The sequence below is a fragment of the Erythrobacter dokdonensis DSW-74 genome (assembly GCF_001677335.1).
GTDB lineage: Bacteria > Pseudomonadota > Alphaproteobacteria > Sphingomonadales > Sphingomonadaceae > Erythrobacter > Erythrobacter dokdonensis.
Genome location: NZ_LZYB01000003.1, coordinates 151,761 through 175,408 on the forward strand (window position 1 = coordinate 151,761; position 23,648 = coordinate 175,408).

At 66.5% G+C, this 23,648-nt stretch carries 23 protein-coding genes; 15 read left to right on the forward strand and 8 right to left on the reverse strand.

The genetic code is table 11. The features are described from left to right. Window positions 1–69: 69 nt before the first annotated feature. Window positions 70–1,659, reverse strand: coding sequence for a helicase HerA-like domain-containing protein (locus I603_RS07185; RefSeq protein ID WP_407643887.1), 1,590 nt, complete (start codon window positions 1,657–1,659; stop codon window positions 70–72). Between the two features lie 98 nt (window positions 1,660–1,757). On the opposite strand from I603_RS07185, the gene pabB reads away from it, so the two are divergent. The 5 genes from pabB (at window position 1,758) to I603_RS07210 (ending at window position 5,719) form a co-directional block, all read left to right on the forward strand. Beyond that, window positions 1,758–3,572, forward strand: coding sequence for an aminodeoxychorismate synthase component I (pabB, locus tag I603_RS07190; protein ID WP_068863586.1), 1,815 nt, complete (start codon window positions 1,758–1,760; stop codon window positions 3,570–3,572). After that, a complete protein-coding gene (locus tag I603_RS07195; protein WP_068863587.1) occupies window positions 3,569–4,228 on the forward strand; it encodes an RluA family pseudouridine synthase in 660 nt (219 codons plus the stop codon). The genes pabB and I603_RS07195 overlap by 4 nt, the downstream gene beginning before the upstream one ends. After that, a complete protein-coding gene (gene arfB, locus I603_RS07200) occupies window positions 4,221–4,649 on the forward strand; it encodes an alternative ribosome rescue aminoacyl-tRNA hydrolase ArfB (protein ID WP_068863588.1) in 429 nt (142 codons plus the stop codon). Before I603_RS07195 ends, arfB begins: the two co-directional genes overlap by 8 nt. Before the next feature lie 152 nt (window positions 4,650–4,801). Then, a complete protein-coding gene (gene rpmG, locus I603_RS07205) occupies window positions 4,802–4,969 on the forward strand; it encodes a 50S ribosomal protein L33 (RefSeq protein ID WP_017664380.1) in 168 nt (55 codons plus the stop codon). A 78-nt stretch (window positions 4,970–5,047) separates the two neighbouring features. After that, the gene (locus I603_RS07210; RefSeq protein ID WP_068863589.1) at window positions 5,048–5,719 is read left to right on the forward strand and encodes a LolA family protein; all 672 of its coding nucleotides are present in this window, start codon (window positions 5,048–5,050) and stop codon (window positions 5,717–5,719) included. A gap of 397 nt (window positions 5,720–6,116) precedes the next feature. Here I603_RS07210 and I603_RS07215 read toward each other — a convergent pair whose 3' ends face one another. After that, complete coding sequence (locus I603_RS07215; protein ID WP_068863590.1) at window positions 6,117–7,562, reverse strand: alkaline phosphatase; 1,446 nt, start codon at window positions 7,560–7,562, stop codon at window positions 6,117–6,119. A gap of 108 nt (window positions 7,563–7,670) precedes the next feature. Between I603_RS07215 and I603_RS07220 the strand changes: the two genes are divergently transcribed. Genes I603_RS07220 through I603_RS07230 form a run of 3 tightly spaced genes read left to right on the forward strand, consistent with a single transcriptional unit; the run spans window position 7,671 to window position 10,041 of the window. After that, window positions 7,671–8,459 (forward strand): exodeoxyribonuclease III, encoded by a 789-nt coding sequence (locus I603_RS07220; protein ID WP_068863591.1) that lies wholly within the window; start codon window positions 7,671–7,673, stop codon window positions 8,457–8,459. Between the two features lie 44 nt (window positions 8,460–8,503). Continuing rightward, on the forward strand, window positions 8,504–9,532 hold the full coding sequence (gene ribA, locus I603_RS07225) for a GTP cyclohydrolase II (RefSeq protein WP_084439956.1): 1,029 nt from the start codon (window positions 8,504–8,506) through the stop codon (window positions 9,530–9,532). Continuing rightward, a complete protein-coding gene (locus I603_RS07230; RefSeq protein WP_068863592.1) occupies window positions 9,529–10,041 on the forward strand; it encodes a GNAT family N-acetyltransferase in 513 nt (170 codons plus the stop codon). Before ribA ends, I603_RS07230 begins: the two co-directional genes overlap by 4 nt. Here the strand turns inward: I603_RS07230 and I603_RS07235 are convergent. Continuing rightward, window positions 10,038–10,988, reverse strand: coding sequence for a right-handed parallel beta-helix repeat-containing protein (locus I603_RS07235; protein WP_068863594.1), 951 nt, complete (start codon window positions 10,986–10,988; stop codon window positions 10,038–10,040). The genes I603_RS07230 and I603_RS07235 overlap by 4 nt on opposite strands. Before the next feature lie 136 nt (window positions 10,989–11,124). Between I603_RS07235 and I603_RS07240 the strand changes: the two genes are divergently transcribed. From I603_RS07240 to I603_RS07265, 6 genes are all read left to right on the forward strand, one after another. Next, complete coding sequence (locus tag I603_RS07240) at window positions 11,125–11,412, forward strand: hypothetical protein (RefSeq protein ID WP_068863596.1); 288 nt, start codon at window positions 11,125–11,127, stop codon at window positions 11,410–11,412. Between the two features lie 12 nt (window positions 11,413–11,424). Then, window positions 11,425–11,643 carry a hypothetical protein gene (locus I603_RS07245; protein WP_068863598.1) on the forward strand — a complete coding sequence of 73 codons (219 nt, stop codon included), beginning with the start codon at window positions 11,425–11,427 and terminating at the stop codon, window positions 11,641–11,643. Between the two features lie 74 nt (window positions 11,644–11,717). Beyond that, window positions 11,718–12,917 (forward strand): acyl-CoA dehydrogenase family protein, encoded by a 1,200-nt coding sequence (locus I603_RS07250; RefSeq protein ID WP_068863600.1) that lies wholly within the window; start codon window positions 11,718–11,720, stop codon window positions 12,915–12,917. Window positions 12,918–13,048: 131 nt separating this feature from the next. After that, the gene (locus I603_RS07255; RefSeq protein ID WP_068863602.1) at window positions 13,049–14,281 is read left to right on the forward strand and encodes a CoA transferase; all 1,233 of its coding nucleotides are present in this window, start codon (window positions 13,049–13,051) and stop codon (window positions 14,279–14,281) included. Beyond that, a complete protein-coding gene (locus I603_RS07260) occupies window positions 14,278–15,519 on the forward strand; it encodes an acetyl-CoA C-acetyltransferase (protein WP_068863604.1) in 1,242 nt (413 codons plus the stop codon). Before I603_RS07255 ends, I603_RS07260 begins: the two co-directional genes overlap by 4 nt. Continuing rightward, the gene (locus I603_RS07265) at window positions 15,516–16,367 is read left to right on the forward strand and encodes an HTD2 family dehydratase (protein ID WP_068863606.1); all 852 of its coding nucleotides are present in this window, start codon (window positions 15,516–15,518) and stop codon (window positions 16,365–16,367) included. Before I603_RS07260 ends, I603_RS07265 begins: the two co-directional genes overlap by 4 nt. On the opposite strand, the gene ppk2 is transcribed toward I603_RS07265, so the two are convergent. Continuing rightward, complete coding sequence (gene ppk2 / locus I603_RS07270; protein ID WP_068863608.1) at window positions 16,364–17,140, reverse strand: polyphosphate kinase 2; 777 nt, start codon at window positions 17,138–17,140, stop codon at window positions 16,364–16,366. The genes I603_RS07265 and ppk2 overlap by 4 nt on opposite strands. Window positions 17,141–17,199: 59 nt before the next feature. Here ppk2 and phhA point away from each other — a divergent pair, with 59 nt between their 5' ends. Further along, window positions 17,200–18,141 (forward strand): phenylalanine 4-monooxygenase, encoded by a 942-nt coding sequence (phhA, locus tag I603_RS07275; protein WP_068863610.1) that lies wholly within the window; start codon window positions 17,200–17,202, stop codon window positions 18,139–18,141. 8 nt (window positions 18,142–18,149) lie between these two features. Here the strand turns inward: phhA and I603_RS07280 are convergent, their stop codons facing one another. From I603_RS07280 to I603_RS07295, 4 genes are all read right to left on the reverse strand, one after another. After that, complete coding sequence (locus I603_RS07280; RefSeq protein WP_068863612.1) at window positions 18,150–18,407, reverse strand: GlsB/YeaQ/YmgE family stress response membrane protein; 258 nt, start codon at window positions 18,405–18,407, stop codon at window positions 18,150–18,152. 86 nt (window positions 18,408–18,493) lie between these two features. Then, window positions 18,494–19,297: an undecaprenyl-diphosphate phosphatase gene (locus I603_RS07285; RefSeq protein ID WP_068863614.1), complete on the reverse strand. Its 804-nt coding sequence runs from the start codon at window positions 19,295–19,297 to the stop codon at window positions 18,494–18,496. An 80-nt stretch (window positions 19,298–19,377) separates the two neighbouring features. Next, complete coding sequence (locus I603_RS07290) at window positions 19,378–21,552, reverse strand: M13 family metallopeptidase (RefSeq protein ID WP_068864117.1); 2,175 nt, start codon at window positions 21,550–21,552, stop codon at window positions 19,378–19,380. 148 nt (window positions 21,553–21,700) lie between these two features. Further along, window positions 21,701–23,575 carry an ABC transporter transmembrane domain-containing protein gene (locus I603_RS07295; RefSeq protein ID WP_084439957.1) on the reverse strand — a complete coding sequence of 625 codons (1,875 nt, stop codon included), beginning with the start codon at window positions 23,573–23,575 and terminating at the stop codon, window positions 21,701–21,703. Window positions 23,576–23,648: the final 73 nt, after the last annotated feature.

The window sequence follows — 23,648 nt, forward strand, 5'->3', positions numbered from 1 at the left end:
CCCCTTCCAGACCCCCCCTTTGAAGCGGGGTTTCACGTGAAACATTGCCCTTGCCGGGGCGGCCGCGGTTCAGCGCATCAACCCGCCGATGAGGTTGCGCACGAACCGTCCCGCAATCGGTCCGGCAAGGTCGGTGGCGATCGATCCCGCGGCCGAGGTTATCCCCGAGGCGACCGGATTGGCGCGGCTTTTCTTGCCGAGGATCTTCGAGGCAGCCACCCCGGCAGCCCCGCTGGCCGCGACCGTCACCCCGCGCGAGACCGCCTTCTCCCACAGGCTGGTGCTCTTGCGGGACCGCTTGCCGACTTCCTCCTCGCCCACCTCGGCGACCTCTTCGGCGGTGGCGGCGGCATCGGCGGCCTTGGCGGCGAGCACTTCCTCGGCGCTCTCCCGGTCGACACGGGTATCATACTTGCCTTCGAGCGGGCTGATCGACTGGATGATCGCGCGCTCCTTCGGCGTCACCGGCCCCAGCCGCGAACGCGGCGGCTTGATCAGCGTGCGCTCCACCACCGTCGGCGCGCCGTCATCGTCAAGCGTCGAGACCAGCGCCTCGCCGACCTTCAATTCGGTGATCGCAGCCTCGACATCGAGCTCCGGATTGATCCGGAAGGTTTCCGCTGCCGCCTTGATCGCCCGCTGGTCGCGCGGGGTGAAGGCGCGCAGGGCGTGCTGCACCCGGTTGCCCAGCTGGCCTGCAACTTCTTCAGGAATATCAATCGGGTTTTGCGTCACGAAGAACACCCCGACACCCTTGGAACGGATCAGGCGCACAACCTGCTCGATCGTGTCCTGCAAGGCCTTGGGGGCATCGTCGAACAGGAGGTGGGCCTCGTCGAAGAAGAACACCAGCTTCGGCTTTTCCGGATCGCCCACCTCGGGCAGGCTCTCGAACAGCTCGGCCAGCAACCACAGCAGGAAGGTGGCGTAGAGCTTGGGTCTGCGCATCAGCTTGTCGGCGGCGAGCACATTGACATAGCCGCGCCCCTGTTCATCCAGCTTCAGGAAATCGTCGATCTCCAGCGCCGGCTCGCCGAAGAAATTGTCCGCTCCCTGCGCTTCGAACGACAGCAATTGGCGCTGGATCGCACCCACCGAGGCCTTGGAAACATTGCCATATTTGCCCGAAAGTTCGGCCGCATTGGCATTGGCCCATTGCAGCAGCGCCGCGAGATCGCCGAAGTCGAGCAGCAGCAGCCCGTTCTCGTCGGCATAGCGGAAGACGATCTGAAGCACGCCTTCCTGCGTCTCGTTCAGATCGAGCAGGCGCGACAGCAGCAGCGGGCCCATCTCCGATACGGTTGTGCGGATCGGGTGGCCCTGTTCGCCGTAAAGGTCCCAGAAGATCACCGGATTGTCGGAATAGGCATAGTTGTCCATGCCCAGTTCCTTCGCCCGCGATTCGAGCTTGTCGGCGTGCTTGAAGGTGGGCGAACCCGGCATGGCGATGCCCGAAAGATCGCCCTTCACATCGGCGACGAATACCGGCACCCCGGCGGCGGAAAAGCTTTCGGCGATGCCTTGCAGCGTCACGGTCTTGCCGGTCCCGGTCGCGCCCGCCACCAGCCCGTGGCGGTTCGAACGGCCGAGCAGCAGCGCCTGCCGCGATCCGTCCGCACCCAGTCCCAGAAAGATCTCGCCCGCCGTATCCGCCATCATCTGTCCCCCTGCTGTAAAGGCTCGGCATTCCTGTGCAGGGGGCTGGGGCGGCGGTCAAGTTCTCGACAGCAGCGCTATTTGCGGTAAGGCTGCGCGGCATGGGTCAACCGCTGCCATTCGTGCTGCTCGACGATGCCCGCACCGGAGACGGGGCGGCCGATGCGCTGCTCTACGAAGCGCCGCGCGCGCTGTTCGTCGCCAGCCGTCCCGAAGACGTGGAGCGCGTGCTGGCCGAGGCCGAAGCGGCGCGCGCGGCGGGCGGCGGGTCGCTGGCAGGCTATGTCGCCTATGAGGCAGGGCTGGCGCTGGAATCGAAGCTGGCAGGCCTTGCTGCGGCACGCGCGGGTGCGGCCGGGCCGCTGGTGTGGCTCGGCCTGTTTGATGTCCCCCGGCGCATCGCCGCTGCCGACGTTCCCGACTGGCTGGCGGACAAGGCAGAAGGCACCGGCACCCTCGGGCCGCTGGAACCGCAGCTATCGCCCGGGGGCTATGCAGCCGCCTTCGCCGCCTTGCGCGATGCGATCCATGCGGGCGATATCTATCAGGCCAATCTCACCTATTCCCTTGCCGGTTCCTTCCGCGGCGATCCGGTCGGGCTCTATGCGGCCCTGCGTGATGCGGCGCGCGCCGGCTACGGCGGGCTGATCTTCGACGGGTCGCACTGGCTGCTGAGCTTCTCGCCCGAACTGTTTTTCGCGCTCGGCGGGACCGAGGCCAAGGTCAAGCCGATGAAGGGGACACGTCCTCGCAGCCCCGATCCGGAGGTGGATCGTGCATGGGCGGATGACCTCGCCACCTCGGTCAAGGACCGCGCGGAAAACCTTATGATCGTCGACTTGATGCGCAACGACCTGTCGCGGGTGGCCGAGGCGGGCAGTGTTACCGTGGATGCGCCTTTCGCGGTCGAAAGCTACCCGACGGTGCACCAGATGGTTTCGACCGTGAGCGCGCGCCTTGCCCCGGGCAAGGGCGCGATGGACCTCGTGCGCGCGCTGTTTCCTTGCGGCTCGATCACCGGCGCGCCCAAGATCCGGGCGATGGAACTCCTTTCCGAGATCGAGCGCGATGCGCGCGGGCCCTATTGCGGTGCCATCGGCCGGATAGACGCAGACGGCAACGCTGCCTTTAACGTCGCGATCCGCACCCTGCGCCTGACCCCGATCGAGAACGGGCAGGGGTCCGCGGTGCTGGGCATCGGCTCGGCGATTGTCGCCGATAGCGAGCCACTGGCCGAGCGGCGCGAATGCGAGGTCAAGGCCGGTTTCGCGCGCCGCGCCGCGCCGGGGCTCGTCGCGCCGCAATGCGACCTGATCGAGACCATGCGGTTCGAACCGGAAAGCGGCATTGCCCTGCTGGAGCTGCACCTTGCGCGGATGAAGGCGAGCGCCGCGATGCTGGGCTTCGCCTTTGATCGCCACGCCCTGCGCAACCAGATTCAGGCGCTGTGCTTCGAACTGGAAGCGCCCGCGAAAGTGCGCCTGCTGGTCGCGCGTTCGGGGGCGAGCGCGCTGGAGACAGGCCTGTTGCCCGAACCTCTGCCCGAGCCGGTGAAGGTTGCCGCACTACCCCATCCGCTCGATCCTTCCGACTGGCGGCTCATGCACAAGACCTCCGACCGCGGCTTCTACGAGGATGCGCTTGCTGCGGCCCATAGCTACGGCGCGGCCGAAGCGGTCCTGGTGCGGGCAGATGGCCTGGTCACCGAAGGCAGCTGGACCAGCATTTTCGTGGACGGCCCGGACGGTGTGCTGCTGACCCCGCCGGTGGGTCTCGGCCTGCTGCCCGGCGTGCTGCGAGAGAGCCTGATTGCCGAAGGCCGCGCACGCGAGGCGGAGCTGGCCCTGAATGATCTCGAAGGCGGCTTCTGGCTCGGCAATGCCTTGCGCGGCCTGATTCGGGCTGAACTGATATGAAACCGACAATCCTCTACGAAGACGGTGAGGCGCTGGTGATCGACAAGCCTGCGGGCCTTCCGGTTGATCGTCCGCGCAAGGGCGGGGCGTGCCTCGACGATCATCTTGATAGCCTGAAACTCGGCTTCCAGCGTGCGCCGGTGGCGGTGCACCGGCTTGACACCGACACTTCGGGCTGCCTCCTTTTGGCGCGCAATCCCAAGGCGCTGGCACGGTTCAACAAGGCCTTCGAGGAACGGCTGGTAGGCAAGACCTATCTGGCGATCCTTGCCGGAAAGCCGCCGGGCACCGAAGGAACGATCGAACTGGCGCTGTCGAAGATCAGCTCGGCGGAGAAGGGCTGGCGGATGATCCCGGCGAAGAAGGGCAAGCCCGCCGTCTCGCACTGGGAGCTGGTGAGCGAACTGGGCCCAAACAGCCTGATCCGCTTCCGCCCCGAGACCGGCCGGACCCACCAGCTACGCGTTCACGCCCTCAAGGGGCTTGGCGCACCGCTGCTGGGCGATCCGGTCTATGGCGCCGGGCCGGTGGCCGGGGCTTCGCGGACCATGCTCCATGCCGAAAGCCTGACTGTCACGCGCCCGGGCAAGACTCCGATCGAGGCCCGCGCGCCCCTGCCCGCCGATTTCCGCGCGCTGGGGGCGCAGGATGGATGACGACACGCCCGAACCGCTGACCGCCCGCGCGCTGCGGCTGGCGAGCGAGAGCTTCCTCGCCGGATCGGGGCCGGGCGGGCAGAACGCCAACAAGGTCGCCACCGAAGTCGAGCTGCGGGTCAATATCTATGCCCTGCGCCTGCCCCCGCCAGTGTTCGCGCGCCTGCGCCAGCTGGCCGGATCGAAGCTGGCGGGCAATGGCGATCTGATCGTCACCTCCAAGGCGCACCGCACGCAGGAGGCCAACCGGCAGGATGCCCGCGCCAAGTTGGCCGCGCTGCTCGACAAGGCGCAGACCGAGCCGAAGAAGCGCGCCAGGACCCGCCTCAACCGGGTCGGCAAAGCCGAGCGCCTGAAGGTCAAGAAGGTGCGCGGTGCGGTCAAGGCCAATCGCGGCAAGCCCCGCGCCTCGGACTGGTAGGCTCGCCCATCCACCCGCCTTGACTTTTTCCCGTGAATCGGCGAATGGCGCGCCCGTGTGGCGGTGTGCCGGCCTTCCGGGCGCGCCGCTATTTGCTTTTTCAAGCCCGAGCGAAGCACCCTCCGGGCCGACCCAGTTGACAGGAACCCGCCATGGCGAAGCCCACCACCGTCAAGATCCGCCTCGTCTCGAGCGAGGGCACCGGCTTCTTCTACGTGACCAAGAAGAACCCGCGCAACATCACCGAGAAGATGAGCTTCCGCAAGTATGACCCGGTGGCGCGCAAGCATGTCGAGTTCAAGGAAGCCAAGATCAAGTAAGGCTCCCGCGCATCCTGCCGCAGGGCGGGGCGCGATAATTCATCGACAGTTCAAGCCTTCCGCCCTAGGCGCTTGCGGATGACCAACCGCAGATCCACCGCCCGCAGCCTGCTGCTGGGCCTTGGCGCCGGCGCGCTGGGGCTCGGACTTGTGCCAGCGCTACCAGCCACTATCGCGCCGGGCCCGCTTGCCGCACAATCGGCCAGCGAGCTTGATGCCGTGGTGGGTGCCTTGCGCGCGATCGGCACGATGCGCGCCGACTTCACCCAGACCGACCGCCAGGGCAATGTCATGGCCGGGGTCATGACGCTCAAGCGACCCGGCAAGATCCGCTTCGACTATGGCAAGGATTCGGATTTCCTCGTCATTTCCAACGGCAAGTCGCTCTATGTCGTCGATTACGAGGTGAGCCAGGTCGAGCGCTGGCCGATCAAGAATTCGCCGCTGGGCGCGCTGTTCGATCCCGAACGCGACGTGAAGCGCTTCGGCAAGCTGGTGCCGACCGGCAATCCGGACGTTATCAGTGTCGAGGTGCGCGATCCCAAGAAGCCCGAATTCGGGATGATCAACCTGATCTTCGTGCGCAACGCTTCGGCCCCGGGCGGCTGGCAGCTGACCCACTGGGTCGCGCTCGATGCCCAGAATCACCGCACGCGGGTGCAGCTGACGAATCAGCGCTATGGCGTGCCGGTAGCCGACAGCACCTTCACCTTCCGCGATCCGCGCCGTGCATCCCGTCGCCCGGGATGAACGCCTCAGCGGCGAGTGGTTGTAAGGAAGCGACAAAAATTTCGCTCCGTTCATGTGGCTGAAAGGCGCAAACAGCTAATCATTCTCAACAAGGCGGGCCGAAGGGCGGTTTCCCCCCTGTTGCCCACCCTTCCAAGAGGGCCTGTCTTGTACAAAGCGTGACGAACGCTCCATGGAACCCTCGACCCATCGCCCCCGGGTCGAGGGTTTTTTGTGGTCCCGGCGGTTTATGCAGGCCTGCAAAGCGTTCCGCCCTGCGCGTTTTTTGTTTGCGCCCTCAAGCGCCGGGCGCGGGCCATCCGGCCCGCTTGGCTTCCGCGCCATAAGGCGCGACGGCCGGTCGGCCTTGCGGCGCGGCTTCGCCCGCCGGGGAGCGCGGGGAATCGGGCCTTCGGGCTTACTCCTCCCAGCCCAGCGCGCGGCGGATGAGGGAATAGATCACGTTCTGCTCGATCACGCCGCGTGCGCGATCTGCGCCGGGGCCGGTAGCGAACAGGGCGACATCCTCGCCGCCGTGGGTTTCGCTCCCCAGCGGGACCAGCGCCTGCTGGCGCGCACCGATGCCGCTTTCGGGCGTCCCGCGCGCGCCCTGCACGGCGCCTGGACCGTTGGTATAGCCGAGCGTCGAATATGGCTTGCCGTCCGCCGCCAGAACCGGGGTGCGCCCGTCGCCGCCGTCCTCGCCGCGGCCCGCCGGCGGCACCACCAAACCCAGAATGTCGTTCCCGCGCTGCGGATAGCCTGCGATGGTGAAGACATGGCTGTGATCGGCGGTGACGAGGATCAGCGTCTCTGCCGGGTCGGTGTTGTCGAGAGCATATTGCACCGCGCGGGCGAACTCGACCGCTTCCTCCAGCGCATAGCCCGCTTGGCCCGCATGGTGTGCATGGTCGATCCGTCCGCCCTCGACCATCAGGTAGAAGCCGTCCGGATCGGCCTTGAGGCGCGCAATGGCATGCGCGGTCATGTCGGTCAGTGTGGGCTCTGGCGAATCCGGCTTGCGCTCGGCCATGTAGGTCATGTGGCTGGGGTGGAACAGTCCGAGCACCGGCTTGCCCATCGGCGCGGCGCGCAGTCCGGCTGCATCCCTGACAACGGTACCGCCGCTGCGCGCTGCCCATTGGCCGGGGAGATCCGCTGCGGGATCCGAGCGGCGACCGCCCTTTTTCTTGCCATAGAAGGCCGCTGTCCCGCCACCGAGCGTGACGTCGAAATCGGCCTCTGCGAGTTGCAGGGCGATGTCCTTGCATCCCTGACCCTGCTGGTCGGCGGGGATGGCGCTGTCGGCCTCCCAGTCACGATCGGCGGAACGGGCATAGACGCTCGCCGGTGTCGCATGGGTGATGCGGGTGGTGGTGACGATGCCGAGCGCCAATCCGCGGCGCTTCACTTCTTCGCCCAGCAGCGGAAGCGGGTGGGCGAGCGCATCCTTGCACACGCCCTTCTCGGCCTCCGGGCCGATGCCGAGCACGCCGATGCGGGTCTTGGTGCCCGAATGCATTGCGGTTGCCGTACCAGCGGAATCGGGCACCTGCGCATTGGTGTTATAGGTCTTTACCAGCGCGACATTGGGGAAGCGTTCGAAACTCAGGGAGTTTTCCTCGCCCGTTTCCCCGCGCTTTTGCGCTTCGTAGATGCGCGCGGCAGTGATGGTGGAAATGCCCATGCCGTCGCCGATGAACAGGATCACGTTCTTTGCCTTCGCCGGGGCGGGCGCCTGGGCTACCTGCCCCGGGCGCGCATCGCTGTAGCCGGTCGCCGCGTTCGTGCTGATGGTGGCGGCGCAGCCTCCCAGCGGCACGGCGGCAATTGCGAGAGCGATCAGGGCACGGGTAGGGGTCATGGCGGGTCTCCTTGGCCGGTGCGCTATCGGCCCCGCGTGACGGCGTAAAGGCATGATCGGCGCCCTCCCCGCTGGATTTTGCCGCCGCCCGCCCCTAAGTCCGCCTCCATGCTGACCGTTGCCACCTGGAATATCAACTCGGCCCGCCTGCGCGTCGGCCTTATTGAAAAGCTGCTCACCGAGGCTGCGCCCGACATCCTGTGCCTCCAGGAAATCAAGTGCGAGAGCCACCTGTTCCCGGCCGAGGCCTTGGCGGCACTGGGCTACACCCATCAGGCGGTAAGCGGACAGAAGGGCTATCACGGGGTCGCCACCATCAGCCGCGTTCCGATCCGCGAGCTTGCCCGCCACGACTGGCAGGCCAATGGCGAGGCGCGCCATGTGGGCGTCGAGGTGCTGGGCAAGGGCGTGCTGGTCGAGAACGTCTATGTTCCCGCCGGCGGCGATGTGCCGGACCGCGAGGCGAACCCCAAGTTCGGCCAGAAGCTCGACTTTCTCGGGCGCATGACCAGATGGGCGGACAAGCTTGATCGCCCCACGCTGATCGTCGGCGATTTCAACATCGCCCCGCTCGAAAGCGATGTGTGGAGCCACAAGCAGCTGCTGAAGGTCGTCAGCCACACGCCGATCGAGGTGGAAACCCTCGGCAAGTTTCAGGACGCTCACGGCTGGGTCGATCTGGGACGCCAGCATATCCCTGCGCCGGAGCGCTATTACTCGTGGTGGAGCTACCGCAATCCGAAGTGGCAGGAGAACGACAAGGGCCGCCGGCTGGACCACATGTGGGCCTCGCCGGAACTCGCGCAGCAGTCGCGCGGGCACCGCGTGCTGGAAGAGGCGCGGGCGTGGGAACAGCCGTCCGACCACGTGCCGTTGATCACGGAGTTCGACCTCTGAGCCTCCCGCCTTCGCTTTCGCCTTCGCGCCGCGCCGCGCAGGCGGTGGACGCCCTGCGCCACGGCTGGCCGCTGGCGTTCGACGGCGGGCCTGTCCTGTTGCCGGTCGAGACTGCCATCGCGCAGGGAGCCACCTCGCCGCAGATGCTGATCTCCGCCGCGCGTGCGGCGACGCTCAAGCTTGCCAACCAGCGCGAGGCGGCGGTGCCGCACGCCCCGGTACTGATTGCGGGAGGCGAGGACTTTACCCTGCGCGAGGCGCTGCCGATTGCCGATCCGGCGCTTGACCTCGGCAATCCGCTCAAGGGCCCCTTCAAGGCCGTCACGCTCGATTGGGCGGAAGCCGCCGCCGCGGCGCTGGAACTGGCGCGCATCGCCGGGATCCTGCCCGCCTTTCTGGTGGATCCGGTGGATGCGGGCGAGGCCGTGCCCGTCGCTGCGAGTGATATCGCCGCCTATGCCGATGCTGGCGCCTTGCGCATCGTCACCCGCGCCCGCCTGCCCGTGTCGGCCTGCGAGGAGGCGGAAATCGTCGCCTTCCGTTCCGCCGCCGACCTGCGCGAGCACGTTGCGTTGATCATCGGCAAGCAGTCGGGCGACCGCCTGCCGCTGGTAAGGCTCCATTCCGAATGCCTGACCGGCGACATCCTCGGCAGCCTCAAATGCGACTGCGGCCCGCAACTGGACGCCGCGCTCCATGCCATGGCCCACGAAGCGCGCGATTCCGGCGGCTGGGGCATCCTGCTTTATATGCGGCAGGAGGGGCGCGGGATCGGGCTGGTCAACAAGCTGCGCGCCTATCGCTTGCAGGATCAGGGGTTCGACACGGTCGAGGCCAACCAGCGATTGGGCCTACCTGATGAGGCGCGCGATTTCCCGGTGGCGGCGCGGATGCTGGAACTGCTGGGAGCGCGGACCATCCGCCTTCTGACCAACAACCCGGCCAAGGTCGCCGCGCTGCAAGCGGCAGGCATCACGGTCAGCGAGCGGGTGCCGCACCAGCTCCCCGAAAACCCGCACAACGCCCGCTATCTGGCGACCAAGCGCGACAAATCAGGACATCTGCTGCCATGACCGACATCACCATCCGCGAGGAACGCCCCGGCGACGAAGCCGCGATCCATGACATGGTGCGCCGCGCCTTCATCGGCCATGCCTATTCCGACGGCGACGAGCAGGACGTGATCGACCGTTTGCGCGATGATGGCGACCTGCTGCTGTCACTGGTGGCGGAGGCGGACGGCGCAATCATCGGCCAGATCACCTATTCCCCCGCGCTGCTGGAAAATGGCGAGGAGGGCTGGGTGGTGCTCGGCCCGGTCGCGGTCGATCCGGCGCATCAGGGCAAGGGGCTGGGTCGCAAGCTGATCGAGGCGGGGGAGGCGGTGATGCGGACGCGCGGCGTCAAGGGCATCACCGTGCTGGGCGACCCCGAACTCTATGCCCATTTCGGCTTTGCGCAGAACACCCCGATGTGGCTGGCCGGCGAGCTGGGCTGGGCGTTTCAGGTCAAGAGCCTCGGCCCGGCGATCCCGGCGACCGAGCAGCGTTACGTTCGCGCCTTCGATCCGCCCGCGTCCTAGCGCGCCTCGTACTGCTTGATCCCCGCTGCCAGGCGGTTGCCCTGCATTACCACCCGCTCGCCCGTCCAGTCGGCGAGGAAAGTGCTCTGCCGGCTGAGACCAGGGACGAAGCGCGCCTCGTTGTTCTCGATGCGAAGGCCCGCCGAGGGGTGCAGCAGATCTTCGGCGCCCAGCGCGATGAAGGCGGAGTAGTTCTCCTTGTCGCGGCCCTGCACGAACCAGTTGTCGGCGATCCGCCCGACGCTGCCCGCAGGCAGGTCGATCATGTAATTGGTGGTGCGCCCGTTCGCGTCGTCGAAGCTGTTGCCCTCGATCACCACCTCGGCGGCGCGCGCCTTGAGGTAATGGCCACCTGTCCCGCGCTCGAACCGGCTTTCGCGCACGGTCAGCGAGGCGACATCGCCGATATAGAGCGAATGGGCGCAGCCTGCGTCGTTCTCGCAGGTGCCGAGCCCGCTGAAGGTGGAGCGGGTAATGTAGATGCGGCTGTTCTCGATCACGCCGGTTAGGATGCCCTGCTGGCTGTTCTGGAAGCGTGCATAAGCGACGTTGAGACTGCCTTCCTCCAAACGGATGCCCGCGCCGTTGCCGTCCTCGACATTGATGCCGCTGAAGGTCAGCCCGCGGATCTCTGCTCCCGTGCCGCGCAGCACCAGCGCCGCCTTGCCTTCGCAGGCGCGGCCTTCGAGCGTGACGGTGCCCGGCTCGGCGGCTTCGAAGACAATCACCCCCGCTTCCTGCACCGCGCACTGGCGATAGGTGCCTGGCGCAATGCGGATCGTGGCGCGCGCATTACCGATCGCGTCGACCGCCGCTTGCAGGCTGGCATAGGAGCGCCCGGTCTCGACCACGGTAAAGGCTGGCCCGCTGCCGTTCTGGGCGAGGAGGCTTGCGGGTAGTGCGAGTGCGGCGAGGGCAAAAGCCGCGCGGGTGGGATAGCGGTTCATGCGGGTCAGCCTAATCGACAATGGTTAAGGCACCATTTGGCGCTTGGCCTATGCCCCATGCCTTGGCTAAACCCCGCTCGATGATGCCGGGCTTGTGATGGTTCGGTATCGACAGACCAAGAGGAGAGACTCCGCGATGAACACCCGCACCACTTTCGCCGCCCTTTCCGGCGCCGCGCTGATGCTGGCCGCTTGCGGCAGTTCGGACGATGCTTCGACCGAAGCGAGCGCCGACACGGTTGAAATGCCCGCCGACGAAGCGCTTGAGGCGATTTCGGATGAGCCGGTCGAGGACCCCGAAGCGACCGCCGCCGATGCGCCGGAAAGCGACGCCGCCGACGCGGCAAATGCCGAAGCAGCCGCCAATGCCGCTGCCGACGTGGCTGCCGAAGCCGCCGCCGCTGCGGAGGGTACCGACGAGTAAGGTCCGCCAGCCATGTTCCGCCTGATCCTGCTTGCGGCGCTGGCTGCCGTGCTGGCTGCGTGCGGCAGCGCGGCTGCGGATGCGCCGGGCGGGGTCAGCGCGGGCGAGGCCGAGGCGCTCGAGGAAGCGGCCGAAATGCTCGACCGCCGCCGCCTGCCTGCGGAAGCGCTCCCTCCCGAGGCTGCCCCTGCCGAAGTGACAGGCGACAGCGCCGACCGGAACGGCCAGTAAGCCCGAAGACCCTGCAACGCTCCGGCGAGCCACATTTGCCGAACACGGCCGCCGCCCCGAGGATTCTGCCTGCCATGAACGCCCCTGCCAATCTCGCTGCCGCCCGCAATCCCGGCATGGACGAGGATACCTTCGAACAGTTCGCCGAACAGCTCGCGCGCTATGTGCGCGAGCGCCTGATCCCCGCCGAACCGCAGGTAATCGCCGAAGACCGCATCCCCGACGACATCCTTGCCGAAATGCGCGAGATGGGCCTGTTCGGCCTGTCGGTGCCCGAGGAGTATGGCGGCGCCGGGCTCAACATGACGCAATATGCCCGCGTCGTGAACATCATGGCCTATGCCGCACCGGCCTATCGCTCGATCTTCTCGATCAATGTCGGCATGTTCGCCAGCGCGCTCAAGAACGGCGCGACCGAAGCCCAGAAGGCCGAGTGGTATCCGAAGATCGCGGAGGGTCGGATCGCCTGCTTCGGCCTGACCGAGCCGGGTTCGGGCAGCGACAGCGCCGCCATGGCGACCACCGCCACGCCCGACCCTGACGGCAATGGCTGGATTCTCAACGGCACCAAGCGCTACATCACCAACGCTCCCCATGCCGATGTCGCACTGATCATGGCGCGCACCAGCAAGGAGGCGCTGCCCAAGAACGCCCATGTCTCGGCCTTCATCGTGCCGATGGACACGCCGGGCATATCGCGCGGCAGTCCGGACAGGAAGATGGGCCAGTCAGGCAGTCACATCTCCGACATCATGCTCGACGATGTGCGCGTCCCGGGTGACGCGCTGCTTGGCGGCGAGACCGGCAAGGGTTTCGTCTTCGCCATGAAGAGCCTGGACAATGGCCGCATCAGCGTGGGCGCGGCGGCGACCGGCTATGCCCGGCGGGCTCTGGACAGCGCGCTGCGCTATGCCAATGAGCGCAAGGCCTTCGGGGAACCCATCGCCAACTTCCAGCTGATCCAGCAGATGCTCGCGGACAGCGAGATCGAGATTTACGCCGCCGAGGCGATGATGAAGGACGTCACCGCCCGCGCCGACGCGGGCGAGAACATCCTCGTCAAGGCCGCTGCCTTCAAGGTGTTCGCCAGCGAGATGTGCGGCCGGGTGGTCGATCGCGTGGTGCAGATCTATGGCGGCGCGGGCTACCTCGCCGAATACGACGCCGAGCGGTTCTTCCGCGATGCCCGCATCTACCGCATCTACGAAGGCACGACCCAGATCCTGCAACTCCAGATCGCCAAGCACATGCTGCGCGAGTGGAGGGAATCTTGATTTTCCGCAGCCCGTCCGGGCCGCGAAATCCTCGCTCACGCGACCTGAAGGTCGCATCGCTGCGGGCGGTCGCCCTTGCGGCTCGCAAGCGAGCCGTACCCTGCGGCAAAGCACGACAGGTTTCTGATTAGATGTACAACCTACTCAATGATCTAAGCATCGTCGAAGTTTCCAGCTTCGTCGCCTCGCCGACAGCGGGGCTGTATTGCGCGCAGATGGGGGCGGAGGTGATCCGCGTCGATCACAAGGCGGGCGGGCTCGATTACAATCGCTACATGCTGACCCCTGAAGGCCGCAGCCTCTCGTGGGAGAACCTCAACCGGGCCAAGAAGTCGGTAGCGCTCGATCTGCAATCTCCCGAGGGGCGGGAGTTGCTGGTGGAGCTGGCGGCGAGCGTCGGCCAGTGCATCACCAACCTGCCCGAGAAAAGCTTTCTCAGTCACGCCGCTATGGCGGCAAGGCGGGCCGACATGATCAGCTTGCGCATCATGGGTTGGCATGACGGGCGGCAGGCGATGGACTTCACTGTGAATGCCGCAGCCGGCTATCCGCTGATGTGCGGACCCGAAGACTGGGATCCCGCCACAGCGCCGCCGGTCAACCAGGTGCTGCCCGCGTGGGATTTCATCACCGGGGCCTATAGCGCATTCGCGATGCTCGCCGCGCTCCACCACCGCGACCGGACGGGCGAGGGCAGCGAGGTGCGCGTGCCGCTTGGTGACGTCGCGATCGGGACGCTCGCCAATTCGGGGACGATGGCCGAGATGCTCTACCGCGGCGCGGATCGCGAACGGCTCGGCAATGCCATCTGGGGCGCGTTCGGGCGCGATTTCCGTAGCCGCGACGGCAAGCGCTTCATGGTCGCAGCCCTCACTCCCAAGCAGTGGATCGGGCTGGTCAAGGCCTTCGGGATCGCAGAACCCATGGCGGCGATGGAGGCCGAACTGGGTGTGCGCTTCGCCGACGGGGACACGCCCCGCTTCCAGCACCGCGCCCGGCTGTTCGCGCTGTTCCAGGAGGCGGCGGACGGCATGGACTACGATACCCTCGCGGCGCGCATGGCCGCCGAGGGCTGCACCTTCGAACGTTACCGTACCGCCTTCGAGGCGGCGAATGATCCGGTGCTCGTGGCCGACAACCCGCTGTTCGGCCCCTCGCCCGCCAATCCGAGCGGTTTCGAATACCCTGCCACCCGCAGCTTCGCCAATTTCCCCGGCCGCGAGGTCGGCGATCCTCGCCCTGCGCCCTACCTCGGCGAACATTCTGAGGAAGTGCTCGCCGAGAAACTCGGCCTGTCCTCCGGCGCGATCGGCAAGCTGGTGGATGCGGGGACGGTTGCTCTTTCTGACAAGGATTCGAAATGACCAGACGCCCAGAAAATCGCAGGGCTGCGATTTGCACTCCGCTGCGCACCCCGGTCGGCAAGTTCCTCGGCGGGCTTGCGGGGCTGAACGCTGGTCAGCTCGGCGCGGTGATCCTCAAGGCGCTGATGGAGCGTTCCGGCATCGATCCGGCGCGGGTTGATGATGTCGTGTTCAGTCAGGGCTACGGCAATGGCGAGGCCCCCGCGATCGGCCACTGGTCGTGGCTCGCGGCGGGGCTGCCCATCGAAGTGCCCGGCTTCCAGCTCGATCGCCGCTGCGGCTCGGGTGTGCAGGCGGTCGCGACTGCGGCGATGATGGTCGAGACCGGTATGGCCGATGTCGTGGTCGCGGGCGGCGTGGAGTCCATGTCCAACGTCGAGCACTACACCCTCGCCGCGCGCGGGGGCGTGCGGATGGGCGACATGGTGCTGCATGATCGCCTCAGCCGCGGCCGCGTGATGAGCCAGCCGGTCGAACGCTTCGGGGTGATCACCGGGATGATCGAGACGGCCGAAAACCTCGCCAAGGATTACGACATCACCCGCGAGGAGGCTGATGCCTTCGCCGTCCGCTCGCACCAGAATGCGGCCAAGGCCTGGTCGGACAACCGCTTTGCCGAACAGTTGGTGCCCGTGGCCATCCCGCAGAGGAAGGGCGATCCGGTAATCTTCGATCACGACGAGGGGTACCGCTCCGATGCCTCGATGGAGACGCTCGGCAAGCTTGCGCCGATCGACCTCAAGCGCGACCCCCAAGCGATCGTCACCGCCGGCAATGCCAGCCAGCAGAACGATGCGGCCGCTGCGTGCCTTGTGGTCGCGGAGGACAAGCTGGAGGAACTCGGCCTCACTCCGATGCTGTGGTTCGGCGGCTGGGCGGCGGCAGGGTGTGACCCGTCGCGCATGGGCATCGGCCCGGTGCCGGCGGTAGAGCGCCTGTTCGAGCGGCGCGGCTACAGCTGGGACGATATCGGCCTTGTCGAACTCAACGAAGCCTTCGCCCCGCAGGTGCTCGCCGTGCTCAAGGGCTGGGGCTGGAGCGCCGACGACAGCCGCCGCGAGATCCTCAACGTCAATGGCTCGGGGATCAGCCTCGGCCATCCCATCGGCGCGACCGGGGGCCGCATTCTCGCCGACATGGCGCATGAAATGCACCGGCGCGGGGTGCGCTATGGCCTTGAAACAATGTGCATTGGCGGCGGGCAAGGCATTGCTGCTGTGTTCGAGCGGGCCGCATGACCGACTTCAGCGCATGGATCGGGCGGGAGACAAATGCCCGCGACCGGCTCGACGACGCGCTGGCAGCCCGCTGGCTTGCCACCTTCGACCTGCCGCGCCCGCATCCGGCGATCATGCCGCAGGGCATCCACTTCGCGCTCTGTACCCCGGATGCGCCGACCGCGATGCTGGGAGAGGACGGTCATCCGGCGCGCGACGACAGTGCCGACAGCTTCCTGCCGCCGTTCCCCATGCCGCGCCGGATGTGGGCCTCTTCCACGATGCGGTTCCTTGCGCCGATCGCCATCGGGGCGGTGATCGAGCGGCGCAGCAAGATCGCCGCCATAACCGAAAAACAGGGCTCGTCCGGCCCGCTCGCCTTTGTCGATGTTTCACATGAAACACGCAGCAACGGCACGCTGGCGGTGGTCGAAACCCAGTCTATCGTCTACCGGGAGGCGGCTAGCGGGGGTCAAGACCTGTCTCCGCCGCCTCTGGACGAGGCAAGCTTTTCGCCCGAAGGCTGGGACGCACATCGCAGCCTCACTCCCGATCCGCGCCTGCTGTTCCGCTATTCGGCGCTCACCTTCAACACCCACCGCATCCATTATGATGCACCCTATGCGCGCGAGGTCGAGCGCTATCGCGGCCTCGTTGTCCACGGGCCGCTGACAGCCAGCCTGCTGCTGCAACTGGCCGAAAGCGAGCTGGGTGCAAACCGCCTGCGGACATTCCGGTTTCGCGGACTGTCGCCTGCCATCGCGGGCGAGGCGCTGCATCTGGTGATGCGCAAGAGCAGCGACGGCTACGACCTTGCCGCCTTTGCCGATGACGGGCGCCAGGTGACGCAAGCCAGCGCGACAGTCTAGTCCAGCGGATAATCGGCAATCGGCCCCAGTACGCGATAGCTTTCCGCCACCGGTTCCCGGCCCAGATCGGGGAAGTCGATGCCCGGCGGGTCCTGATGTGTGTCGGGTATCCGGTCGAGCAGGTCGCGCACGAGCGTAAGCCGCCCGCGCCGCTGGTCGTTGAAATCCACCAGCGTCCACGGCGCATGATCCGTGTGTGTCGCCGCCAGCATCGCCTCGCGCGCGGCGGTATAATCATCATATCTGGTCCGCGCGGCGAGATCGACAGGCGACAGCTTCCAGCGCTTCAGCGGATCTTCCAGCCGCTCGCGCAGGCGTTCTTCCTGTTGTTCCTGATCGGTCGCCAGCCAGTATTTGAACAGCAGGATGCCGTCATCCACCAGCAGCTTTTCGAAGGTCGGCACCGCCTTCAGAAAGGCTGCGACCTGATCTTCCGAGGCATAGCCCATGACCCGCTCCACCCCGGCGCGGTTGTACCATGACCGGTCGAACAACACGATCTCGCCCGCCATAGGCAGATGCGGCACGTAGCGCTGGAAATACCATTGGCCCAGCTCCGCCTCGGTTGGCTTGGAAAGGGCCACGGTGCGGCACTGGCGCGGGTTCAGCCGGTCGCGCACCGCGGTAATCGCGCCGCCCTTGCCCGCCGTGTCGCGCCCCTCGAACAGCACCACCACGCGCGCGCCGGTCTCCTTGACCCAGCGCGCCATGCTCACCAGTTCGAGCGTCAGCGGCGCCAGCGCCTCTTCGTAATCCTTGCGCTTGATGCCCATGCGCGTTGCTCCTGTTGCGTTTGTCCTCGGCCCGCAAAGGTAGTATCATCTGCAACGACATGGCTACGCTTGCAGATCCTACCCCTGATTTCGCCACCCTGCCCGAAATGTCGGCGGATGTCTTTACTGCCCCGCTCGCCAAGCCGGCGCATGTGGGAGAGGACTGGCTGGAGCCGAAACAGACCGACTATTCCACCGAGGATGACGCCGTCTGGAACGATCTTTTCGCCCGCCAGATGGAGATCCTGCCCGGCCGCGCGGCGAGCGCCTTCATGGCGGGGCTGGAGAAACTCGATCTCGGGCGCGGCGGCGTGCCGGAATTCGGCCAGCTGTCCGAGGAACTGGGCGCTCTCACCGGCTGGAGCGTGGTGCCGGTGCCGATGCTGATCCCCGATCACGTGTTCTTCTGGCACCTTGCCAACCGGCGCTTTCCGGCGGGCAATTTCATCCGCACGCGCGAGACCTTCGACTATATTCAGGAGCCGGACGTGTTTCACGACGTGTTCGGTCATGTCCCGATGCTGACCGATCCGGTGTATGCCGATTACATGCAGGAATATGGCCGCGCCGGCTGGAAGGCGATGCGCTATAACCGCTTGAAGGCGCTGGGCGCGCTCTACTGGTACACGGTCGAATTCGGGCTGATTCTCGAAGGCGGCACGGATCTTCGCGCCTATGGGGCGGGTATCCTGTCAGGCCCGACCGAAGCGCGCTTCGCGGTCGAGGCGAAAAGCCCCAACCGCATCATGCTCAATGTCGACCGGGTGATGCGCACGGATTACGTGATCAGCGACCTGCAGCCGACCTATTTCGTGATCGAGAGTTTCACGGACCTTTACCGCCAGACGGTCGAACGCGACTTCGACCGGCTCTATCGCAGCCTGCCGGCCGGGTTCACCTATGCCAATTCGGCGGTGATCGATGTCGATAACGTGCTGCACCGGGGTAGCCAGGAATACCATCTGCGCGGCGGGCGCGGCAGCGGGGCCGAACCCGTTTAGGTGCCGGTCTAGGCGTTCGCCTTGCGCCGCAGGACGGCGTGGTAGAGCACCAGCATGATAAAGGTGGTCGCCAGCGCCACGCCGAGGCCGAGGAACGACAGGCTTCCCAGCATGGTCCCGCCATTGGCGATACCGCCGGTGACAAGAGACACCACGACGCCGCCCGCGATCTGGCGCAGGATCGCGCCTGGCGCTTCGGTGCGCGCGAGGATCGAGGCCAGCCAGCCCAGCGTCGCACCCAACACGATCAGCACCAATAACGCCATTATCCGCCTTCGCTTCGTCGTACCCGGCGTCTGCCGGTCCGACTCCCAAACCAGCGTGTCGCCGTGTGGTTCCGCAAAAGCGTGGTCTAGCGCAGGGTCAGCCAGGCGAGACCCGCCGCACCGATGACGATGCGGTACCAGGCGAAGGGGGCAAACCCGATCCTGGTGATGATCGTCACGAACAGTTTGACCACTACCAGCGCGGTGACAAAGCCGACCGCGGAACCGATGCCGATCAGTTCGAAGTCGCGGGCTGAAAGGTCGGCGCCGTATTTCGCCAGCTGGTAGACCGTTGCCCCCGACAGGGTCGGCACCGCGAGGAAGAAGCTGAATTCCGCCGCGGTCTTGCGATCGACGCCAAAGGCCATCGCGCCGAGGATGGTCGCGCCCGAACGGCTGACCCCGGGGATCATCGCCAGACACTGCACCAGCCCCACCAGCACCGAGGTGCGCAGCGGAACGCCGGCAACGCCTGCGCCCTCTGCGGGCGGATTGGCCCAGCGTTCGACGGCAAGGATCGCAAAGCCGCCTATGATCAGCGTCCAGCATACCAGCACGGCATTGCCCAGCATGGTCTCGATCACGTCGCCGAAGGCCAGGCCCAGCAGCACCGCCGGAAAGAAGGCGACCAGCAGGTTGCGCACGAAGGCGAGCGCGCCTTTGTCCAGTCCGAACAGCCCCTTTGCCACATCCCAGAAGGTCCGCCAGTAGAGCACCACGATGGCGAGGATAGCCGCTGGCTGGATGGCGATGTTGAACACCTCCCATTCGCGCTGGTCGAAGCCGAGCAGCTCGGTGGCGAGGATCAGGTGCCCGGTCGATGACACGGGCAGGAATTCGGTCAGCCCTTCAAGGATGCCGAGCAGGATGGCGGCTAGGGTGTCGGTCATGGCGCAGCCGCTTCGACGAGACCGGAGCGGGTGTCAAATCAAAAGGCCCGCCCGGATCACCGGGCGGGCCTTTGCTGTGCTTACCAGATCCGCACGCGCTGTTCCGGCGGCAGGTAGAGCGCGTCGCCCGGCTTGACGCCGAAGGCCTCGTACCATTCGTCGAGATTGCGCACGACGCCGTTGACCCGGTATTCTTCCGGGCTGTGGCTGTCGGTGCGCAGGCGGGTGCGGTAATTCGCCTCGCGCTGTGTCGAACGCCATACCTGCGCCCAGGCGAGGAAGAAGCGCTGGTCGCCGGTCAGCCCGTCGATCACCGGAACATCCTTGCCCTTGGTCGCGATCTTGTAGGCGCGGTAGGCCATCGACAGCCCGCCGACGTCGCCGATGTTCTCGCCCAGGGTCAGGCGTCCGTTGACGCAGGTCTTGCCCTCGTCGAGCGGACAGAAGGCATTGTACTGCGCCACCAGCGCATCGCCCAGCGCGTCGAAGGCCTTGCGGTCTTCGTCGGTCCACCAGTTGCGCAGCGCGCCGGTGGCATCGGACTTGGAGCCCTGGTCGTCGAAGCCGTGACCGATCTCGTGGCCGATGACGCCGCCGATCGCCCCGTAATTCACCGCGATGTCGTTGGTCAGCGCGAAGAACGGCTGCTGCAGGATGCCCGCGGGGAAGACGATCTCGTTCTTCACCGAGTTGTAATAGGCGTTCACCGTCTGCGGCAGCATGCCCCATTCGGTGCGGTCGATCGGCTCGCCCAGCTTGGCGACATTGTCTGCCTGACGCCAACGGGCAGAGGCCATGCGGTTGGCAATCGGATTGCCCGCGGTGATGGCGAGGCCTTCATAGGTCTCGAGGTTGGGGCGGTAACCGATCTTGGGATCGAAGCTGTCGAGCTTGGCGAGCGCCTGGGTCTTGGTCGCCTCTCCCATCCAGTCGATCTCGGCAATGGACTCGCGCAGCGCGAGCCTGAGGTTGGCCACCAGCTCGTCCATCGCCACCTTGCTTTCGGGCGGGAAGTAGCGCGCGACATACTCCTTGCCGATCAACTCGCCCAGCAAGCCCTCGGCCTCGCCGATCGCGCGTTTCCAGCGCGGGCGCTGTGCCGGCGTGCCGCGCAGGGTCTTGCCGTAGAATTCGAAGCTTGCCTGGTCGAAGCGGCTGGGCAGGACGGCGGCATTGTCCGACAGCATTTCCTTGATCATCCACGCCTGGAGCGTGGCCACCGGCGTTTCGCCGAGCAGGGCGAACATGCCCGGCAGGCCCGAGCCGATCTTGGCGAGGGTCGCCTCGTCGAGACCAAGCTCGGCCACTTCCTCGTCCGTGGGCGGCATCAGGCTGACGACATAGGTCGGGCTCTTGTCGAGACCGATGGCGGCAAGCATCTCGAGCGCGGGCACCTTGCCGGCCATGGCGGCCATTTCATCAGCCGAGACGCGGTTGTAGGTAAGGTCGCGGTTGCGGCGCACGGCGCGGTCCCACGCCACATCGCGGGCGATGCGATTCTCGAAGGCATAGACCGCTTCAGCCGCGGCGGTGGCATCGGCATAACCCGCCTCGCCCAGCAGGAACGCGAGATAGTCCTTGTACTTGGCCTGGATCGCGCGGCCTTTCTCGCTTTCGTCGAGATAGTAGTCGCGGTCGGGCAGGCCGAGCCCGCCGAAGCCGACATAGGCGACATAACGATCAGGCTGCTTGGCATCGACGTTGACCCCGCCGCCGATCGGGCTGGCATAGCCCGGCTCGGCCCAGAGCTTGGCAAGGTCTTCCAGCGTGGTCGCGCCGATGATCCGGTCGAGATAGGGGCGCGCCGGAGCAAGACCGGCGGCTTCGATCGCACCGGTATCCAGATAGGCGCGGTATGCCTCGAGGATCCGCTGTTCGTCCGCCGAGAGGCTGGCGGTATCCTTGGCGGCCAGCTCGTCCATCAGCGCCTTGACGTCATAGGTGCTCTTTTCGCCGAGCAGGGTGAAGGCGCCGATCCGGCTGAATTCGGGCGGCAGCGGGTTGGCATCGATCCAGCGCTTGTTGGCATAGGCGCTGAAATCGTCGCCGGGCTTGATATCGGTGGCGAGATAGGCGGGATCAAAGCCCCAGGTGCCGAAGCTCATGGTCGGCAGGGCCGAACCCTCGGTTTCGCCCTCGGCCAGCAGCACCTCGGTGCCGTCGGTGTGATCGTGGGCAGTTTCATTGGCGAAAGCGGGCGCGGCAAGGGCGAGCGCAACGAGGCTGGCGCCGAAAAGGGCGGTTTTGCGAATCATGTCTGGGGTCCCTGAGAACTGGTGCAACATTGCTGTCACGATGCTCCTACCATCGCGGCTGCGGAAAGGTTGTCCTTCATCCGGCAGGCAGGGCGTTTCGTCGAAAAGCGGCAGCGGGCCTGCGCGCCGAACGAGCGAACCCGCGTCGTCAGGCGGCGTCGGCAGCGAATTGCAGTCTGGCAAGGCGCGCATAGAGCCCACCCGCCCTGGTCAGCGCATCATGTGTGCCCTGTTCGACGATCCGTCCTTCGTCGAGCACCACGATCCGGTCGGCGGCACGAACCGTGGCGAGACGATGCGCGATCACCAGTGTGGTGCGGTTTGCCATCAGCCCTTCGAGGGCCTGCTGGACAAGCTGCTCGCTTTCCGCGTCGAGCGCGCTGGTCGCCTCGTCCAGCAGCAGGATCGGTGCATCGCGCAAGAGCGCGCGGGCAATCGCGACACGCTGCTGCTGTCCGCCCGATAGCTGGGTGCCGCCCTCGCCGAGATAGGTGTCGAGCCCCTGCGGCAGGGCGCGCAGGAAGGTTTCGGCATTGGCCGCGCGGGCCGCTTCCCAGATATCCTCGTCGCTGGCGTCCCACTTGCCATAGCGCAGGTTGTCGCGGGCATTGGCGCTGAACAGCACGCCTTCCTGCGGCACCAGCGCGAGCCGGGCGCGGATCTCTGCAGGGTCGGCCTTCGTCAGCGGGATCCCGTCGAGCCGGATGGTGCCGCCCTGCGGATCGTAGAAACGTTCGACCAGCTGGAAGATCGTGCTCTTGCCCGCGCCCGAAGGTCCGACAATGGCGATAGTCTCGCCCGGCTCGATCTCGAGCGTGAAGTCCCTGAGCGCCGCGACCTCGGGCCGCGCGGGATAGCGGAAGGTGACATTGCGGAACGACAGGCTGCCGCGCGGTGGCTCGGGCAGGCGTTGGGGCCGGGCGGGCGGCGCAATCTCGGGCCGGGCTTCGAGCAATTCGGCCAGCCGGCTCGCCGCGCCCGCGCCGCGCAAGAGATCGCCATAGACTTCCGTGAGCGCGCCCAGCGCGCCTGCCACCAGCCCGCCGGTCAGCACGAAGGCGGCGATGGTGCCGCCGCTGATTTCGCCTGCGGCCACCGCCAGCGCGCCGCGCCACATCACCAGCACCACGCCCCCGAACACCAGCAGGATCACCACCGTCGTCATCGCCGCACGCAGCAGGATGCGCCGCCGTGCGGTTTCGAAGGTGCCTTCGACCACGCCCGCGAACCGGTCGCCCTCGCGCTTCTCCTGCCCGAAGCTCTGGACGATCTTCATCGCCGAAAGCACTTCGGTGACATAGGCGCCGACATCGGCGATGCGGTCCTGGCTGGTGCGCGAGACGGCGCGGATCTTGCGCCCGAAATAGACGATCGGGACGATCACCAGCGGAATTCCGACCAAGAGGCCCAGCGTCAGCGACGGGGCGAGGAACACGAGGAAACCGATCCCGCCCAGCCCTGTCAGTGTGTTGCGCAGCGCCACCGATACCGTGGTGCCCACCACGTTCTCGATGATCGCGGTGTCGGATGTCATCCGGCTGGAGATTTCCTTGGGGCTGTTGACCTCGTAAAAGCCGGGTGACAGGCGCAGCAGGTTCTGTTGCACCTTCAGGCGGATGTCGGCCACCACCCGTTCGCCCAGCCAGCTCACGAAGTAGAACCGCAGCGCAGTGCCGATGCCCAGCACCACCACGATCATCAGCAGGTACTGGAAGGCGTGGGCGATGTCGTCGGTGCTGGCCGAACCGGTGAAAGCCTCGTCGATGATGACCTTGAAGCGCCAGGGGATCGCCAGCGTCGCTGCCGATGTGATGACCAGCGCGACCAGCGCCAGCGCGATCTGCCGCGGGTATTGCACCGCCGTGCCGAACACCATCCGCAAGGGCGCAAGCGAGCGCGATTTGGGCGCCGTCTCGGCCTCTTCGCCGTCCGGAGCCAAGGTCGCGGCCTCTGGGTTTGCCGGTTCGGGGCCGTCGCCTGCATGAGGGCCAGCGCGCGTGTCTTCGGGGGTTTCGCCGTGCATCGTGCCGCCCCTCTAGCCACGAAGTCCGCGAATTTCACGTGCAAAAAGCAACAGAATGGTGCTCCGTGGGTTA

What these genes read in the sequence shown, in the direction of transcription:
- I603_RS07280 (WP_068863612.1), bottom strand. Translation starts at nt 18,407, where the DNA reads ATGGCGTTATTGGTGCTGATCGTGTTGGGTGCGACGCTGGGCTGGCTG.
- phhA (WP_068863610.1), top strand. Translation starts at nt 17,200, where the DNA reads ATGGCTACGCTTGCAGATCCTACCCCTGATTTCGCCACCCTGCCCGAA.
- I603_RS07195 (WP_068863587.1), top strand. Translation starts at nt 3,569, where the DNA reads ATGAAACCGACAATCCTCTACGAAGACGGTGAGGCGCTGGTGATCGAC.
- I603_RS07210 (WP_068863589.1), top strand. Translation starts at nt 5,048, where the DNA reads ATGACCAACCGCAGATCCACCGCCCGCAGCCTGCTGCTGGGCCTTGGC.
- ppk2 (WP_068863608.1), bottom strand. Translation starts at nt 17,140, where the DNA reads ATGGGCATCAAGCGCAAGGATTACGAAGAGGCGCTGGCGCCGCTGACG.
- I603_RS07250 (WP_068863600.1), top strand. Translation starts at nt 11,718, where the DNA reads ATGAACGCCCCTGCCAATCTCGCTGCCGCCCGCAATCCCGGCATGGAC.
- I603_RS07230 (WP_068863592.1), top strand. Translation starts at nt 9,529, where the DNA reads ATGACCGACATCACCATCCGCGAGGAACGCCCCGGCGACGAAGCCGCG.
- I603_RS07295 (WP_084439957.1), bottom strand. Translation starts at nt 23,575, where the DNA reads ATGCACGGCGAAACCCCCGAAGACACGCGCGCTGGCCCTCATGCAGGC.
- I603_RS07290 (WP_068864117.1), bottom strand. Translation starts at nt 21,552, where the DNA reads ATGATTCGCAAAACCGCCCTTTTCGGCGCCAGCCTCGTTGCGCTCGCC.
- I603_RS07215 (WP_068863590.1), bottom strand. Translation starts at nt 7,562, where the DNA reads ATGACCCCTACCCGTGCCCTGATCGCTCTCGCAATTGCCGCCGTGCCG.
- pabB (WP_068863586.1), top strand. Translation starts at nt 1,758, where the DNA reads ATGGGTCAACCGCTGCCATTCGTGCTGCTCGACGATGCCCGCACCGGA.
- I603_RS07245 (WP_068863598.1), top strand. Translation starts at nt 11,425, where the DNA reads ATGTTCCGCCTGATCCTGCTTGCGGCGCTGGCTGCCGTGCTGGCTGCG.
- I603_RS07285 (WP_068863614.1), bottom strand. Translation starts at nt 19,297, where the DNA reads ATGACCGACACCCTAGCCGCCATCCTGCTCGGCATCCTTGAAGGGCTG.
- rpmG (WP_017664380.1), top strand. Translation starts at nt 4,802, where the DNA reads ATGGCGAAGCCCACCACCGTCAAGATCCGCCTCGTCTCGAGCGAGGGC.
- I603_RS07220 (WP_068863591.1), top strand. Translation starts at nt 7,671, where the DNA reads ATGCTGACCGTTGCCACCTGGAATATCAACTCGGCCCGCCTGCGCGTC.
- I603_RS07260 (WP_068863604.1), top strand. Translation starts at nt 14,278, where the DNA reads ATGACCAGACGCCCAGAAAATCGCAGGGCTGCGATTTGCACTCCGCTG.
- I603_RS07265 (WP_068863606.1), top strand. Translation starts at nt 15,516, where the DNA reads ATGACCGACTTCAGCGCATGGATCGGGCGGGAGACAAATGCCCGCGAC.
- I603_RS07255 (WP_068863602.1), top strand. Translation starts at nt 13,049, where the DNA reads ATGTACAACCTACTCAATGATCTAAGCATCGTCGAAGTTTCCAGCTTC.
- I603_RS07185 (WP_407643887.1), bottom strand. Translation starts at nt 1,659, where the DNA reads ATGATGGCGGATACGGCGGGCGAGATCTTTCTGGGACTGGGTGCGGAC.
- I603_RS07235 (WP_068863594.1), bottom strand. Translation starts at nt 10,988, where the DNA reads ATGAACCGCTATCCCACCCGCGCGGCTTTTGCCCTCGCCGCACTCGCA.
- arfB (WP_068863588.1), top strand. Translation starts at nt 4,221, where the DNA reads ATGGATGACGACACGCCCGAACCGCTGACCGCCCGCGCGCTGCGGCTG.
- I603_RS07240 (WP_068863596.1), top strand. Translation starts at nt 11,125, where the DNA reads ATGAACACCCGCACCACTTTCGCCGCCCTTTCCGGCGCCGCGCTGATG.